16 protein-coding genes are annotated in these 15,472 nt (G+C 65.9%); 9 read left to right on the forward strand and 7 right to left on the reverse strand.

The window, feature by feature from the left end; genetic code table 11:
* The first annotated feature begins 26 nt into the window (after positions 1-26).
* Positions 27-416, forward strand: coding sequence for a secondary thiamine-phosphate synthase enzyme YjbQ (locus tag ACJYUO_RS04415; protein WP_494344182.1), 390 nt, complete (start codon positions 27-29; stop codon positions 414-416).
* A gap of 112 nt (positions 417-528) precedes the next feature.
* On the opposite strand, the gene ACJYUO_RS04420 is transcribed toward ACJYUO_RS04415, so the two are convergent.
* A complete protein-coding gene (locus ACJYUO_RS04420; protein ID WP_494344183.1) occupies positions 529-1,194 on the reverse strand; it encodes a glycerophosphodiester phosphodiesterase in 666 nt (221 codons plus the stop codon).
* 184 nt (positions 1,195-1,378) lie between these two features.
* On the opposite strand from ACJYUO_RS04420, the gene ACJYUO_RS04425 reads away from it, so the two are divergent.
* Complete coding sequence (locus tag ACJYUO_RS04425) at positions 1,379-1,822, forward strand: response regulator (RefSeq protein ID WP_494344184.1); 444 nt, start codon at positions 1,379-1,381, stop codon at positions 1,820-1,822.
* Positions 1,823-1,891: 69 nt separating this feature from the next.
* Entirely contained in the window at positions 1,892-2,626 is a 735-nt protein-coding gene (locus tag ACJYUO_RS04430; protein WP_494344185.1) for an SDR family oxidoreductase, read from the forward strand.
* A gap of 36 nt (positions 2,627-2,662) precedes the next feature.
* On the opposite strand, the gene ACJYUO_RS04435 is transcribed toward ACJYUO_RS04430, so the two are convergent.
* Positions 2,663-4,012, reverse strand: coding sequence for a sodium-dependent transporter (locus tag ACJYUO_RS04435; RefSeq protein ID WP_494344186.1), 1,350 nt, complete (start codon positions 4,010-4,012; stop codon positions 2,663-2,665).
* A 270-nt stretch (positions 4,013-4,282) separates the two neighbouring features.
* On the opposite strand from ACJYUO_RS04435, the gene ACJYUO_RS04440 reads away from it, so the two are divergent.
* Together ACJYUO_RS04440 and ACJYUO_RS04445 are read left to right on the forward strand one after the other, a co-directional pair.
* Complete coding sequence (locus ACJYUO_RS04440; RefSeq protein ID WP_494344431.1) at positions 4,283-5,827, forward strand: acyl-CoA carboxylase subunit beta; 1,545 nt, start codon at positions 4,283-4,285, stop codon at positions 5,825-5,827.
* 4 nt (positions 5,828-5,831) lie between these two features.
* The gene (locus ACJYUO_RS04445) at positions 5,832-6,200 is read left to right on the forward strand and encodes a DUF8022 family protein (RefSeq protein WP_494344187.1); all 369 of its coding nucleotides are present in this window, start codon (positions 5,832-5,834) and stop codon (positions 6,198-6,200) included.
* A gap of 147 nt (positions 6,201-6,347) precedes the next feature.
* On the opposite strand, the gene ACJYUO_RS04450 is transcribed toward ACJYUO_RS04445, so the two are convergent.
* Positions 6,348-7,496 carry an SPFH domain-containing protein gene (locus ACJYUO_RS04450; RefSeq protein ID WP_494344188.1) on the reverse strand — a complete coding sequence of 383 codons (1,149 nt, stop codon included), beginning with the start codon at positions 7,494-7,496 and terminating at the stop codon, positions 6,348-6,350.
* 192 nt (positions 7,497-7,688) lie between these two features.
* Between ACJYUO_RS04450 and ACJYUO_RS04455 the strand changes: the two genes are divergently transcribed.
* The gene (locus ACJYUO_RS04455; RefSeq protein WP_494344189.1) at positions 7,689-9,524 is read left to right on the forward strand and encodes an acetyl-CoA carboxylase biotin carboxylase subunit; all 1,836 of its coding nucleotides are present in this window, start codon (positions 7,689-7,691) and stop codon (positions 9,522-9,524) included.
* 359 nt (positions 9,525-9,883) lie between these two features.
* Here the strand turns inward: ACJYUO_RS04455 and ACJYUO_RS04460 are convergent, their stop codons facing one another.
* On the reverse strand, positions 9,884-11,023 hold the full coding sequence (locus ACJYUO_RS04460) for a TIGR04053 family radical SAM/SPASM domain-containing protein (protein WP_494344190.1): 1,140 nt from the start codon (positions 11,021-11,023) through the stop codon (positions 9,884-9,886).
* A 147-nt stretch (positions 11,024-11,170) separates the two neighbouring features.
* Here ACJYUO_RS04460 and ACJYUO_RS04465 point away from each other — a divergent pair, with 147 nt between their 5' ends.
* Positions 11,171-11,533: an Htur_1727 family rSAM-partnered candidate RiPP gene (locus ACJYUO_RS04465; RefSeq protein WP_494344191.1), complete on the forward strand. Its 363-nt coding sequence runs from the start codon at positions 11,171-11,173 to the stop codon at positions 11,531-11,533.
* The gene (locus ACJYUO_RS04470; protein ID WP_494344192.1) at positions 11,530-12,753 is read left to right on the forward strand and encodes a TIGR04347 family pseudo-SAM/SPASM protein; all 1,224 of its coding nucleotides are present in this window, start codon (positions 11,530-11,532) and stop codon (positions 12,751-12,753) included. Before ACJYUO_RS04465 ends, ACJYUO_RS04470 begins: the two co-directional genes overlap by 4 nt.
* 141 nt (positions 12,754-12,894) lie before the next feature.
* Here the strand turns inward: ACJYUO_RS04470 and ACJYUO_RS04475 are convergent, their stop codons facing one another.
* The 3 genes from ACJYUO_RS04475 to ACJYUO_RS04485 form a co-directional block, all read right to left on the reverse strand.
* On the reverse strand, positions 12,895-13,026 hold the full coding sequence (locus tag ACJYUO_RS04475; RefSeq protein ID WP_494344193.1) for a DUF7577 domain-containing protein: 132 nt from the start codon (positions 13,024-13,026) through the stop codon (positions 12,895-12,897).
* A 94-nt stretch (positions 13,027-13,120) separates the two neighbouring features.
* Positions 13,121-13,426 carry a CGCGG family putative rSAM-modified RiPP protein gene (locus ACJYUO_RS04480; protein WP_494344194.1) on the reverse strand — a complete coding sequence of 102 codons (306 nt, stop codon included), beginning with the start codon at positions 13,424-13,426 and terminating at the stop codon, positions 13,121-13,123.
* 105 nt (positions 13,427-13,531) lie between these two features.
* A complete protein-coding gene (locus ACJYUO_RS04485) occupies positions 13,532-13,987 on the reverse strand; it encodes a MoaD/ThiS family protein (RefSeq protein ID WP_494344195.1) in 456 nt (151 codons plus the stop codon).
* Between the two features lie 93 nt (positions 13,988-14,080).
* Between ACJYUO_RS04485 and ACJYUO_RS04490 the strand changes: the two genes are divergently transcribed.
* Positions 14,081-15,463 carry a hypothetical protein gene (locus ACJYUO_RS04490; RefSeq protein WP_494344196.1) on the forward strand — a complete coding sequence of 461 codons (1,383 nt, stop codon included), beginning with the start codon at positions 14,081-14,083 and terminating at the stop codon, positions 15,461-15,463.
* The last annotated feature ends 9 nt before the right edge of the window (positions 15,464-15,472 follow it).

The raw sequence follows: 15,472 nt of genomic DNA on the forward strand, positions 1-15,472 counted from the left end.
CGAGTCTCGCGGGTGTGGACTCGCGCATGGGCTTTCCCGTGGAAACCGAGTCCCGACTGACGACCGTCGACGTGACCGATCGCATCGCCGCGGCCGTTCCCGACGATCTGGCGTCGGGCACCTGTACGGCTTTCGTCGAGCACACGACGGCCGGCCTCGTCGTCCAGGAGGACGAACCGCGGCTCCGGGGCGACCTCGAGTCGTTCCTGCGGGATCTGGTGCCCGACGAGGGACACGCACACGACCAATTAGACGGGAACGCGGACGCACACCTGCGAGCGTCGCTGATCGGCCCCGACGTGACGATTCCGGTCGAAAACGGCGAGTTGGCGCTGGGAACGTGGCAGTCGGTGTTGCTCGTCGAGTGCGACGGCCCGCGAACGCGGACGGTGTCCACGACGATCGTCGGCGACTGACGCTCGTCTCCCGAATGGATAGTCTCGTCGTCGACGACCGAACCACCGTCGCTCTCGGACAATCGGCTTCCCGAGCCCGTTCGCAGCAGAACGGAAACTCCGTACCGAGCGGTCAGACGCGGATCGGTCGATCCGCCGAGACGCAGTCGACGCCGCGCCGGTCGAGCAACGTCGCCATCGGCTGCCGTTCGATCGACCACGAGTGGACCTCGAGTCCCACCGCCGTCGCCCGCGGCACGATCCGCGTCGCCAGACAGCGCCAGCAACTCGCGCCGAGGACATCGCAGTCGAGTTCGACCGCCGTCGTGACCGGCGTCTCGAGGTGGCGGTCGACCAGCAAGCCGATCGGCTGACTCGGATCGCGGTCGCGGATCGTCCGCAGTTCGGCGGCGAGAAAGGAGGTCGTCACGACGCGGGTATCGAGGTCTGCGTCCGCGAGCGCCGCGAGCACGTCGGCCGCGATACCCGTTTCTTTGAGCTCGAGGTTGACTTCGACGGTCGGCGGCAGGGCCGCGAGCATCGCGTCGAGGGTGGGGATCGACTCGTCGGACTCGAGGACCGAGTGAGCGGTGAGTTCGCTGACGGTGGCCTCGGCGACGGCCCCGGAGCCGTCGGTGACGCGGTCGATCGTATCGTCGTGGACGACGACGAGTTCCCCGGAACCACAGCGTCGCACGTCGAACTCGACGGCGTCGGCGTGGTCGGCCGCCGATCGAACGGCACCGATCGTGTTCTCGGGGGCGGTCGCGGCGAAGCCCCGGTGCGCGATGAGTCGCATTCAGTTGCCCATCGACCCCCGGTGGCTTTAGTCGTCCGCTGGACTGCACTCTCCGCGTCTGCGCGCGATACGCCGCGATGTTCCAAATCACTTAGCAAGTAGGCTTAAACGAATACCATGACTAAGACGACACGATTACTGGAGTGGACAAGACAGTCACTGCCGTGTCGGTCGTGAGACTACTATGAACAGCCGACGCGACGAGCCGATCGACGTGCTCCTCGTCGAGAACGACACCGAGGACGTGCAGTTCCTCCGTGAGGCGTTCGAGGGGTTGGACATCGACATCTCAGTCCACGTCGCCAACGACGGCGAAGAAGCGCTCTCGCGTCTGACCGGCGGCGACTCGTCGCCGTCGCTTCCGGATCTCGTCTTGCTCGACCTCGATCTACCGCGGATGGACGGCCTCGATCTCCTCGAGACCCTCACCGACGAGCCGGCGCTCGCGCGGTTGCCCGTGCTCGTGTTGACCCGATCGGCGACCGTCGAAGACATCCACGAGAGTTACGAACTCACGGCCAACGCCTACCTCACGAAACCGACCAGCGCCGAGGAGTACGCCGAGATGGTCGACGCAGTCGCGGACTTCTGGTTCAAGCGAGCCGCGCTGCCGACGAAATCCTCGTAGCGCGACGCGACTGTGACTGGCGAGCCGACGGCCCTGTCCTTTGATGCGACCGGCCCGCGAACACCCCGTATGGCAGTCACGACCGCGTTCGACGTCGACTTCAGCGGAACCGTCGCAGTGATCACCGGCGCGAGCGGCGCACTCGGCAGCGCCGCCGTCGACCGGTTTCTCGAGGCGGGCGCGACCGTCTGTGCCGTCGACGTGATCGCACCGTCCGACGAGGACAGCCAACTCGAGCGCGATCCCGACGACGAGTCCGACTTCGCGTTCTACGAGGCGGATCTGACCGACGAGGGCGACGTTGCAGCGCTGATAGAATCCATCGTCGACGACCACGGCCGGATCGACCACCTGCTGAACATCGCCGGGACGTGGCGCGGCGGCGATCACGTCGAGGACACCGATCTCGAGGAATTCGAACTGCTCGTCGATATCAACCTGAAGACGGCGTTTCTGGCCTCGAAACACGCCCTTCCGCACCTCCAGGAGACGAACGGCTCGATCGTCAGTATCAGCGCTCGGTCCTCGCTCGAGGGCGGCGAAGAGGACGGCCCCTACCGGATCACGAAGGCCGGCATCCGCCTGCTGATGGAGACGATCGCCGAGGAAAACAGCGGGTCAGTCCGGGCGAATAGCGTCATGCCGAGCGTCATCGACACGCCGATGAACCGGGAGATGATGCCCGACGCGGATCACGACTCGTGGGTCGAGCCGCTCGAGATCGCAGATATGCTGGCCTTCCTCTGTAGCGACGGGGCCGCGGTGACCAGCGGCGCTGCTGTGCCGGTGTACGGCGAGGCCTGAAAAAACGGAGTCCAATCGACGAAACGATCCCGCCAATCAGCCGATGATACCGCTGATCGCCTCGTAGGCTCCGATCGCGTTTAGCCCGAGGATCACGACCAGCGTGACGAGGACGGGTACTCGAAGGGCCCAGATCCACGCCGTTCCCCACCCGCCGAGATTCCGAATCCCTTTGCCGAGTTCCTCGAGTCCGATGTCGGTCCCGACCCAGCCGATGTAGATCGATAACAACAGTGCGCCCAGAATGAGCAGGATGTTGTTGGCGAGTTCATCGTAGACCGTGAGCCACGAGAGGCTTCCGTCGTACGCGACGGGAACGCCGAAGAGGAAGATCGCGGTCCCGATGAGGAGCGTCGCCGGGACGCGATCGACGCCGCGTTCGTCGATCAGGTAGGACACGACGACCTCCATGATGCTGATCGCACTCGAGAGCGCCGCGATGGTGACGGTACCGAAGAAGACCGCCCCGAGAACGCTGCCGAACGGAATGTTGCTAAACGCTTGCGAGAGCGCGATGAAGATGAAGCCCGGGCCGTCGCCGATTGCGACGATGTCGGCGACGGCGAGGTCGCCGGAGAAGAGGACCGGGAACGCGACGAGGCCGACGGTGAACGCGATCGCCGTGTCCAGTCCGACGATGATGACGGCGTCCTTGGCGAGGTTCCGATCCTCACCGAGGTAGGATGCGTAGGTGATCATTACACCCATCCCAAGCGAGAGCGTGAAGAACGCCTGTGCGGCGGCCGCGGGTAAGATATCAGTCCAGTTCGCGGCGATCGTGCCTAGGTCCGGCGACAGGTAGTACGTGTAGGCCTCCCCGGCGCTCGGAAGCGTGCCGGCGTAGACTGCCAGCCCGACCAGGAGAATGATGATCGCGGGAACCATCAGTTTAACCGAGAATTCGATTCCCTGGCGGATGCCGAATCCGACGACGGCGATGACTGCCGCCATGAAAATCGCGTGTGTGAGGATCGACATCATTCCCCCTGTGGTCGCTCCGAACTGTGCCGCACCGTCTGCGGCGTAGTTCCCCTGCAGTCCGTAGGCGGTGTACTGCAGGACCCAGCCAGCCACGACGCTGTAATACGACAGGATAACGAAGCCCGCCACGAAGAACACCCACCCTATTTTCGTCCACACACCCTCTCCGATCTGCTTGAGGGCACCAACGGGATTCCGTTCCGTATACCGGCCGACAGTGAACTCGACTAAAATCACCGGGAACCCGATGACCGCGATCAAAGCCAAATATACGACGAGGAACGCTGCTCCGCCGTATTCACCGACTTGATACGGGAACCTCCAAACGTTACCTAACCCCACCGCACTACCGACCGCGGCGAGGATGAATCCTGCTCTTGTGGCCCATGTTTCTCGTTGTGCCATGTTGGTCGATTTGAAACAGCCACTATATAACTGTTCATGGTTTCACGAATGCGGAACGTCGGCTAAAGACGACGATTCGCTGTTGAGACTGGTAAAATTCCAAACTGGTCCGTCCGTGATACTCTTATACATTATCGTCGGCCGATGCCCCGATCGGATGCGACCGGTTGGCTCGAGGAGTGATAAACCGTGAAGGTATTACGGAATCCTTTTCCTGTTGGTCCTCGCACAACGGCGTATGAATCGAGCAGGGGTGTTCCCGGCATGACGATGGAAGACCGCATCGACGAACTCGAGGAACTCCGCGAGGAGGCACGGAAAGGCGGCGGCGAGGCGCGGATCGAGAAGCAACACGACAAGGGGAAAATGACCGCCCGCGAGCGGATCGATTACTTCCTCGACGACGGGACGTTCACGGAGTTCGACCAGCTCCGGACCCACCAGACGAGCCAGTTCGGGATGGAGGAAAAGAAGATTCCCGGCGACGGCGTCGTCACGGGCTACGGGGAGGTCAACGGGCGGACCACGTTCGTCTTCGCCCACGATTTTACCGTCTTCGGCGGCTCGCTCGGCGAGGTCTTCGCCGAGAAGGTCTGTAAGGTCATGGACATGGCGATGGAGGTCGGCGCGCCCGTCATCGGGCTCAACGACTCCGCCGGCGCCCGCATTCAGGAGGGCGTCAAGAGCCTCGCCGGCTACACCGAGATCTTCCGCCGGAATCAGGAGGCCAGCGGCGTCATCCCACAGATCTCGGGTATCATGGGGCCGTGTGCCGGGGGGTCGGTCTACTCCCCTGCGATCACGGACTTCATCTTCATGGTCAAGGACACGAGCCACATGTACATCACCGGGCCCGGCGTCACCAAGACCGTCACCGGCGAGGAGGTCACACACGAGGAACTCGGCGGTGCGATGACCCACGCCAACAAGACCGGCGTAGCCCAGTTCGCCTGCGAGAGCGAGGAACAGGCCCTCGACGATATCAAGCGACTCCTCTCGTACCTGCCACAGAACAACGTCGAGGACCCCCCTCGAGTCGAGCCGTGGGACGATCCGGACCGCCGCGACGACGCGCTGACCGACATCGTCCCGCCGAGTCCGCAAAAGCCCTACGACATGACGAACGTCATCGACAGCGTCGTCGACGAGGGCTCGTTCTTCGAGGTCGCGGACAACTTCGCCCAGAACCTCGTCGTCGGCTTCGGCCGCCTCGACGGCCGTTCGGTCGGTCTCGTCGCCAACCAGCCACGGGTCAACGCCGGCACGCTGACCGTCGACGCCTCGATGAAGGGCTCGCGATTCGTCCGCTTCTGCGATTCCTTTAATATCCCAATCGTCACCTTCGTCGACGTCCCCGGCTACATGCCCGGGACCGATCAGGAACACCGCGGCATCATCCGCCACGGCGCGAAACTGCTCTACGCCTACGCCGAGGCGAGCGTGCCGCTGCTGACCGTCATCACGCGCAAGGCCTACGGCGGGGCCTACTGTGTGATGGCCTCGAAGAACCTCGGTGCAGACGTCAACTACGCGTGGCCGACCGCCGAAATCGCCGTCATGGGTCCCCAAGGCGCGGTCAACATCCTCTACCGCGAGGAACTCGCAGAAGCCGACGACCCCGACGAACTCCGCGACGAACTCATCGAGGAGTATCGCGAGGAGTTCGCCAACCCCTACACCGCGACGGACAAGGGCTTCCTCGACGACGTCATCGTCCCCACCGAGACCCGCCCGCGGCTGATCGACGACCTCGAGATGCTCGAGACGAAACGCGAGTCGAACCCGGACAAGAAACACGGCAACATCCCGCTGTAGTCAGATGACCTCCCAGCAACAGCCGACGGCCGACGACGGCGAGGGACTCGAGAGCGCCAGTGCCAACGGTTCGAGCGGCGATTCCGGCGGCTCGCTCGGTCTCGAGGCGGCGGTGCCGACAGACATCGACCTCGATCTGCCCGACGACGCGGACGACGAGGAGGCCGCGGCCATCGCGGCCGCCATCGGCGCACACCTCCACGATCAGGCGCTCGCGGCCGCTGCGGCGGCGGCCGACGGTGAGGAGACGTGGGACGAGAAGCGCTGGGCGTTCGGCGGCAAGGTCCGGGCACAGCAACACCGGACCGTCCGCGTCCCTCGGGACGCACCGACCGATCCGTGGTCGGCCGCGGGACGCACGAAGCGGTTCTGAGCGCCGGCAACGCTGTTTTCGGTTCGCCGATTCGCGAGATCGAATTTTCGAGAGAAGCGTCGGCGATGTGGCCGCGACGATCGGTGCCAACCTGTGGCTGTGAGCGCCGATCGACCGCGAGTCGTCGGCCACTCGCGGCGGGCGAGACTACTCCGAATCGGAACCGAGTGCGGATTCCTCGTCGGTATCGGACATGGTGATCGGCTCTTCGGCGTCCATGCCCACGTCCTGTCCTTCCTTGATCGCCTGGGCCTGCTGTTCCATCGCTTCGACGTCCATCTCGGCCTGTTCGTCGATCTCGCCGATGATGTCGGCGATATCGTCTAATCCGATCAGTTCGCGCGTCTCGTCGTCGAACTCGAGGCTCTCGAGGTCTTTGCCGTTGCCCTTCACGTCGCTGCCCGAGAGGTGCTTGCCGTAGCGCCCGACCAGCGAAGTGAGTTCCTGGGGCATGACGAACGTCGTCGACTCGCCCTGGCCGATCTCGGAAAGCGTCTCCATCCCCTTGTCGATGACCGCGCGTTCGCCCATCGATTCGGCAGATCGGGCCCGCAGCACGGTCGAAATCGCATCACCCTGTGACTCGAGGATCTGGCTCTGCTTTTCACCCTGGGCGCGGATGATGTTCGACTGCTTGTCTCCTTCGGCCTTCTCGACGGCGCTGCGGCGTTCGCCCTGGGCCTCGAGAATCATGGCGCGGCGGCGGCGCTCGGCGGAGGTCTGTTCCTCCATTGCGCCCTTGACGCCCGCCGAGGGCGTGACCTCGCGGACCTCGACCGATTCGACGCGGATCCCCCACTCGTCGGTGGGTTCGTCGAGTTCCTGCCGGATGCGCTCGTTGATCATCTCCCGCCGCGAGAGGGTGTCGTCGAGTTCCATGTCGCCGATGACGGCCCGCAGGGTCGTCTGGGCCAGGTTCGAGACGGCGCGCTGGTAGTCGTCGACCTCGAGGAAGGCGCGCTTGGCGTTCATCACCCGGATGTAGACGACGGCGTCGGCCGTAACCGGCGAATTGTCCCGCGTGATGGCCTCCTGTTGGGGCACGTCCAACGTCTGGGTCCGCATGTCGAACGTGTGGATCCGGGAGACAAAGGGCGGCACGATGTTCAGTCCCGGCTCGAGCAGCTTGCGGTACTCCCCGAAGACGGTCAGTGCCGCCCGGTCGTAGGCGTCCACGATTTCGATCATCTGCCAGACCGTGACCACCGCGAGGAGGAGCACGGCTCCGCCGATGAGCAACAGGGGGTCCTCGAGCAGCGACTGGGTCTGCAACGGTCCGGGTACGAACGCGAACATGTCCGTATCACGGGTCGACGGCGGATAACGGTTGCCCATAACTACCATGGGACGCAGTCGAGGCTCGAGTCGGCGGTGACTGACACGGTTCTCGACTGGCGGCGATCCGAGCCGTCGTGTGGCAAAAACTGACGCGTTCCCGAACCGGTTGCGAAAAAGTAAGGTAGCGCCCTGACGACGGTTCTCACAGGAATGTTTAGGAAGGTTCTCGTGGCAAACCGCGGGGAAATCGCCGTCCGCGTCATGCGGGCGTGTGAGGAGCTGAACATCGGGACCGTCGCCGTCTACTCCGAGGCCGATTCGGACTCGGGACACGTCCGCTACGCGGACGAGGCGTACAACGTGGGGCCGGCGCGCGCTGCCGACTCCTATCTCGATCACGAGGCCGTTATCGAGGCGGCGCGGAAGGCCGATGCCGACGCCATCCACCCCGGCTACGGCTTCCTCGCGGAGAACGCCGAGTTCGCGGGCAAGGTCGAGGAGGCCGAGGGGATCACGTGGATCGGCCCATCCAGCGACGCCATGGAGTCGCTGGGCGAGAAGACCAAGGCCCGCACGATCATGAACGAGGCCGACGTGCCGATCGTCCCCGGGACCACGGACCCCGTCACCGACCCCGAGGAGGTCAAAGAGTTCGGCGAGAAACACGGCTACCCGATCGCCATCAAGGCCGAAGGCGGCGGCGGTGGCCGCGGGATGAAGGTCGTCTGGGACGAAGGTGAGGTCGAAGAGCAACTCGAGAGCGCTCAGCGCGAGGGTGAGGCCTACTTCGACAACGATTCCGTGTATCTCGAGCGCTACCTCGAGAAGCCCCGCCACATCGAGGTCCAGATCGTCGCCGACCAGCACGGCAACGTCCGCCACCTCGGCGAACGCGACTGCTCGCTGCAGCGACGCCACCAGAAGGTCATCGAGGAAGGCCCGTCGGCGGCGCTGACCGACGAACTCCGCGAGAAAATCGGCGAGGCTGCCCGTCGGGGCGTCGCCGCCGCCGACTACACCAACGCCGGCACCGTCGAGTTCCTCGTCGAGGAGGAACCCGGCCGCGACGGCCCGCTCGGTCCCGACGCGAACTTCTACTTCCTCGAGGTCAACACGCGGATCCAGGTCGAACACACCGTCACCGAGGAGATCACCGGGATCGACATCGTCAAGCGCCAGATCAAGGTCGCCGCGGGCGAGGAGATCGACTTCGCACAGGACGATGTCGACATCGACGGCCACGCGATGGAGTTCCGGATCAACGCCGAGAACGCGGCCAACGACTTCGCGCCCGCGACCGGCGGGACCCTCGAGACGTACGATCCGCCGGGCGGCGTCGGCGTCCGACTCGACGACGCCCTGCGACAGGGCGACGAACTCGTCACCGACTACGACTCGATGATCGCCAAACTCGTCGTCTGGGGCGAGGACCGCGACGAGTGTATCGAGCGCTCGCTGCGCGCACTGCGGGAGTACGAGATCGCGGGGATCCCGACGATCATCCCGTTCCACCGGCTGATGCTTACCGACGAGGAGTTCGTCCAGAGCACGCATACGACGAAGTATCTCGACGAAGAACTCGACGAGAGCCGCATCGAGGAAGCCCAAGCGCAGTGGGGCGGCGACACCGGCGACGGCGGCGCGAGCGACGACGAGGAGTCCGTCGAGCGCGAGTTCACCGTCGAGGTCAACGGCAAGCGCTTCGAGGTCGAACTCGAGGAACACGGCGCGCCAGCGATCCCCACCGGCAACGTCGACGCCGGCGGCGCACAGGCGAGCCGACCGGAGCCGGCGGGCGGAGAAAGCGGCGGCGGGTCCGAACTCGAGGGCGAGGGCGAGACCGTCGACGCCGAGATGCAGGGGACGATCCTCGATGTCAAGGTCGAGGAGGGAGACGAGGTCGCGGCCGGCGACGTGCTGGTCGTCCTCGAGGCTATGAAGATGGAAAACGACATCGTCGCCTCGAAGGGCGGCACCGTCACGCAGATCGCCGTCGAGGAAGGCGAAAGCGTCGACATGGGCGACGTGCTGGTCGTCCTCGAGTAACGCCCGGCGCGACACGACGGCCACACAGTCGCCGGCGAACGTCTTCGGGAGAACGCCGAAGGCGGTTCCGGTCCGTTGCGTAATCGCACGCGCCACCGGTCCGAACCCTGCGAGCGGTCGATGGACGATTGCCTCGCGACCACGACCACCATCCATACATCCTGCCACGGGGGCGCGTGCACTCGAGGACCGGTCCGACACCGGCGTCTCGATGCGGCGGCTCCACCGAGCTATCGTCGACGGCGCTCGAGACCGTGCGGGGTCGCCCCCGCGTTCCCGTTCGGCTATTCGACAGCCAGACGGTCTCGGACGCCGCTCGAGTCGTTTTTCTCGAAGGTCGTCTCTGAGAGCGAGCGCCGTCAGTCGCCACTCGAGGCGCTACGCGTCTCGCCGCCGGCGTCGTCCCACGGCAGCGGCCCATCGTATTCCTCGGGTACGTAAGGACAGAGCGGATCGCTCGCCAGCGGGTCGCCGGTGTGGGCGAACGCCCGAGAGCGACTGCCGCCGCAGACGGTGCGATACCGACAGGCACCGCACTTCCCCGAGAGCTGGTCGCGATCCCGAAGCGACTGGAACAGGTCGGAGTCCCGATAGAGTTCGGTGACCGGCCGGTCGCGGACGTTGCCGGCCGATTCGGGCAGGAATCCGGAGGGGAACACCTCTCCCGTGTGGCTGACGAACCCGAAGCCGTCGCCCGCGACGATGCCGGTCCGGCGCTTGATATCGGGGGCCGGTGTCCCGTCGCCGTCGTCCGCGTCGGCGTCCGCTTGCCGTTGCTGGCGCTGCATCGCGACCCGCCGGTACTGGGGCGCTTCGGTCGTCTTGACGCCGAACGGTTCCTCGTCGCTGACCTCGGCCAGCCACTCCATGACCGCATCGGCTCGTTCGGGCTCGAGCGGCTCGAGGACCCGTCCGCGCCCGATCGGCACGAGGAAGAAGACGCTCCACATGACCGCGCCGATCTCGGTCAGTAGCTCTCGGATTTCGGGGAGTTCGGAAACCGTCTGGCGACAGACGGTGGTGTTTACCTGGACGGGAACGCCGACCTCGCGGGCGTCCTCGACGGCGCGGATCGTCTCCTCGAAGCTACCATCCTCGCCGCGGAAGGCATCGTGGCTCTCCGGCGAGGCACCGTCGAGGCTCACCGCCATCCGCTTGAGCCCCGCGTCGGCCATCGCTTGGATTCGATCGGCGGTCAGCGAACCCGTCCCGCTGGGCGTGATCGTCATCCGAAGCCCGAGGTCGTCGCCGTGGGAGATCAGCTCCGCGACGTCGTCGCGGACGAGCGGGTCGCCGCCCGAGAGGACGACCAGTTGGCCGTCGCCGAACTCGGCGGCTTGCTCGAGCAGTTCCTTTCCTTCGGCCGTCGAGAGCTCGTCGGGGTGGCGCTGGGGCTTGGCGTCGGCGCGGCAGTGATCGCAGGCGAGTCCGCAGGCCTGCGTGAGCTCCCAGATGAGGACGAACGGTCGCTCGGACGTATCGAGAGTGCCGGGGCGCATACCGGCAGCTGGGTCTCGGGCGACCGAAAGCGCCCCTCTCGTTCCCGCGGCTCGGGAAGACGGGAAGATGTTCGCCGATACCGGCCGGTGTTCCCGCGGGCTGGGAGGTCGCACAACGACCTTGGCTCTCGTCCCGAAGGTCCCGATATGGTCGAGAAAGCACGCCGGTCGGCGGTCGAAAGCGACGAACGAGGGAACCCGACTCGGCAGTGGGAGGTCTTCGTCCGGGAGGAGGACGGCGACCCGATGCGCCACGTCGGCAGCGTCGCCGCCGCCAGCGGGACCGAAGCGCACGAACACGCGTCCCGGTTGTTCGGCTGGTACGCAGCCGACGTTTGGCTCTGCCCGGCCGAGGAGGTCGAACGGTACTCGACGCGCGGCCTCGCGGACGACGCCGCGGATCGCCCCGACGAGTCCAGCAGCGACAATGACGGCGGCGAGGGCGACGAGAGCGATGAACCGCGCGTCTACAAGGAAACTGCGGGTGCCTCCGAGGTGAACAGCCTGTGATCTCGATCAGCAAACTGCTCTGCGATCTCGACGCCGAGGGCGACGGCCTGCGCTACGACGCGGCCGACGAGTCCGAAAAGCCCCAGATTACCGAGGAGAAACAGCAGCGGCCGGTCGTCGTCTGGAACACGACCCGCCGGTGTAACCTCTACTGCTCGCACTGCTATGCCGGGGCCGAGACCGAGCCCGCGACCGGCGAGTTCACGACCGCCGAAGCGAAGTCGTTCCTCGACCAGCTGGCGGCCTTCGGCGCGCCCGTCATCCTCTTTTCAGGCGGCGAACCGCTCGTCCGCGACGATCTGGTCGAACTCGTCTCCTACGCCGCAGACCGCGGGCTCCGGCCGGTCCTCTCCTCGAACGGCACCCTGCTCACTCCCGAGAAAGCCGCGGCGCTTCGCGACGCCGGGCTGCAGTACGCCGGCATCTCGGTCGACGGCCTCCCCGAACGAAACGACCGATTCCGCGGCGAGGAGGGCGCGTTCGACGCCGCCGTCCGCGGCATCGAAAACTGTCTCGAGGCCGGGCTCAAGACCGGGCTGCGGTACACGATCACCGAGGCGAACGCGCCGGACCTCGAGGGGGTCGTCGAGCTACTGGTCGACAAGGGTCTCGACCGGTTCTGTTTCTATCACCTCGATTACGGCGGCCGCGGGGCCGAGATCGTCGACGCAGACCTCTCGCCGCAGGCAAAACGCGAGGCGATCGAGCAGGTCGCCGATCTCACCCTCGAGTACCACGACCGCGGCGAGGAGATCGAGACGCTGCTGGTGGGCAACTACGCCGACGCCGCGTTCCTCGTGGAGTACGCCCGCGAGAACTTCGGCGAGGCGAAGGCGCGGGCGGTCTACGAGCACCTCGAGCGAAACGGCGGCGACCCGACGGGCGAGCGGATCGCGGACGTGGACTATCAGGGCAACGTCCATCCGACGCAGTTCTGGCAGGGGTACAGTCTGGGCAACGTCCGCGACCGCCCGTTCGGCGAGATCTGGAGCGACGAATCGAACCCGCTGCTCGAGGCGCTGCGGAACCGCGAGGAACGGCTGAAAGGCAAGTGTGCGGACTGTCAGTACCAGTCGATCTGTCGCGGCGCGTCGCGGCTGCGGGCGCTCGCCACGACGGGCGATCTCTTCGCCCCCGATCCGCAGTGTTACCTCACCGACGACGAGGTGTCCGGTGAGGAACCGGGAATGGGACCGGTCGCCGGCGGTGCGGCGGACTGATACGGATTGCTGTACCGATCTACCGGCGCAACCGCCGCCCGGGTCGCGGTTGCGCCGAAAATGACTTACAGTAAACCGTATGAAGACCCTCAGTTTCGGAACGGACGGCACTGTGCTCCGATTCGGGCGACCGCGAGTAACTCAACGCCGGGAGTCGGGTCTCGCCGGAAGCTGGCCGAGACAGTGCCGGCAGTAGGTGTAGCAGTGTTCGTTTTCGGTGCCACAGATCCGGCAGGTGACGGGTTCGTCGATCGTGGTCGCTCGAGTACTCATCATCGGTTGTAGCAACCGCGATCAAATATCGCTCCGCCTGACCATTGCAAGGGATCGCGGGCTGTCTGCTGATTTCGCTGCGATGGCCGACCGGTCACTCGTCGCCGACGTGGACGCGGGTGACGTGTCCGCCACAGCCACACCGATCGACGTACTCGAGTCGAATCCCGTCGAATGTGGCCTCGAGTTCGTCCCAGAGATACGTCTCGGGGTGCCCGTGGTCGCCGTGGGTGACGAGGTTGACGTGGTAGCCGGCGCTCGTCGCCTCGATCGCGTCTTTCGCCTGCTCGACGATCAGGTCCCGATCCATCGCGTGTTCGGGGCCCTCGAGGTTCGCCGACCACGAAGCCTCGTGCTCGCTGCGCGTGACGGGTTCGACGCCGGAGACGTCTTCGGTCATGGTCGTCACTCGGTCTCGAACGAGCGTAAGACCTGAGGCGAACGAATTCGGCTGTCCGCCCGGGTTCGATCGTCGGCCTCGGCGATCGGCCGCACCGCTCTCCGTTCAGCAACAGAACATGAACGGATAGATCAGTGCGACGCGGTCGCCCTCGGTGAGTTCCGCCTCGAATCCGCCGCGGTGTTCGTTGAACCGGCCGTTGATGCAGACTCGCGCGTACGGCCGCGTCTGTTCTCCTTCGGGGTTCTTGCGCCATGTGCCGGGCAGGTCGTCGGGCACCGGTGCCCACCCGCTGTGAGTCGCGTCGGCTTCCGTCTCGGCGATGAGCATGTCTTCGAGGTCGTACTCCTCGAAGAACGACTCGAGGAAATCTCGGAGGCGGTCGCCCTCGAAGGTGAACTCGAGTTCGTGGGTGCCGACGGCGTCGCGGACGTGGCCGGTACAGCGGACGGTGACGGTCGTCGTGGCGGCGTCTCGGTCGGTCGGCGAGGCCGACGGTCGATCGACGGCGGTCCCGCCCGCTTGCTCCTCGGCGGCGGTCGCGGCTCGATTGGGATCCATGGTTCGGTCGACGGTACGTGACGAGTCGGCAAACCCTCAGTTCCGAACGTGTTCGGGACGAACGGCACGGCCGTGCGGGCCGAACTGCGAGACATGAACGGAATACCGGGCGGGTTGCGGACCGACCAGCAGCCGCCGATGGCGATCCCGTTGGGCCATTTCGTGCTCGCGCTGGGATTCCTCGTCGTCGGGGTCGGCGGCGGCACGGCGATGGCCGTCGGAACGCTTCCCGGACGCTCGAGTCTGGCGCATCTCCACGCGTTGCTCGTGGGCTGGATCGCCGTGACGATCATGGGCGCGATGACGCAGTTCGTCCCCGTCTGGTCCGGCGTGACGATTCACTCGAAGCGGCTGGCGATCGCCCAGTTGTGGCTCGTCACTGCCGGACTGACCGCCTTCGCAGCGGCGCTGCTCGCGGGCGCTCTCGAGTGGCTGCCGGTCGGCGGCGCGCTCTTGCTCGCGGGGATCTGGCTGTTCGTCTACAACGTCGGGCGGACCCTCGCCCGTGCGCGCCCGTTGGATTTCACGGAGCGACACTTCGCGGTCGCGCTCGCATCGTTCTCCCTCGTCGCACCGCTCGGCGCGCTGCTGGCGGTCGACTTCACGACGCCCGTGTTCGATTCGCTCGCAGTCACCCGATTCGAGGTCCACCTCTCCCACGCGACGCTGGCCCTGTTCGGAGCCCTGCTCGCGACCGTCGTCGGTGCACTCTTCCAGCTCGCGAAGATGTTTACCCAAGCCGAGCCCGACCGGCACAGCCAGCGCCTGCTGACCCTCGAGCAGCTGTGTTTCCCCGCCGGGCTCGTCGCGCTCGTGCTGGGACGGGCACTTGCGCTCGAGGCGCTTGCTCGTGTCGGTGCGGTCGCGTTCCTCCTCGGGCTCGCCGCGTTCGTAATCGTCATCGGCCGACTGCTCGCCGGCGCGACGGTCGATCGATCACCGATGCTCGCCCGCTACTGGGTCGTCGCGGCGGCACTTGCTGCGTGGATCGCCCTCGCCGCGCCGACGTGGTGGGCCGAGCCGACTGCCTACGGGTCGCTGTTTGGCCACCCCGACGCGCGGCAACTCCTGCTCTTCGGGGTCTTCGGCTTCGTCGTCATCGGCTCGCTCTACCATATCGTCCCCTTCATCATCTGGATCGAGCGCTACAGCGACCGGCTCGGCTTCGAGCAGGTGCCGATGATCGACGATCTCTACGACGACCGCCTCGAGCGGGCGGACTTCTGGATCACGCTCGTCGGCTTCGGCGGTCTCTCGGCGGCTCCACTGGTCGGGCTCCCGGCCATCGCGGTCACCGCGAGCAGCGTCCTCGCGACCCTCGGCGTCTGCCTCTTCGTCGCGAACATGCTGCTGACGATCCACCGACACGGTCCCGAGGGAATCAGCGGCGTTCTCGCAAGCGCGCTCGAGTCGAGCGACGACCCCGCTGCAGCGGGGGGCGGCGAACCCGACGTAGACGTGTCGCCCGATCAGTGACCGAGAGCG

This window comes from Natrinema sp. CRL1, from assembly GCF_059162405.1.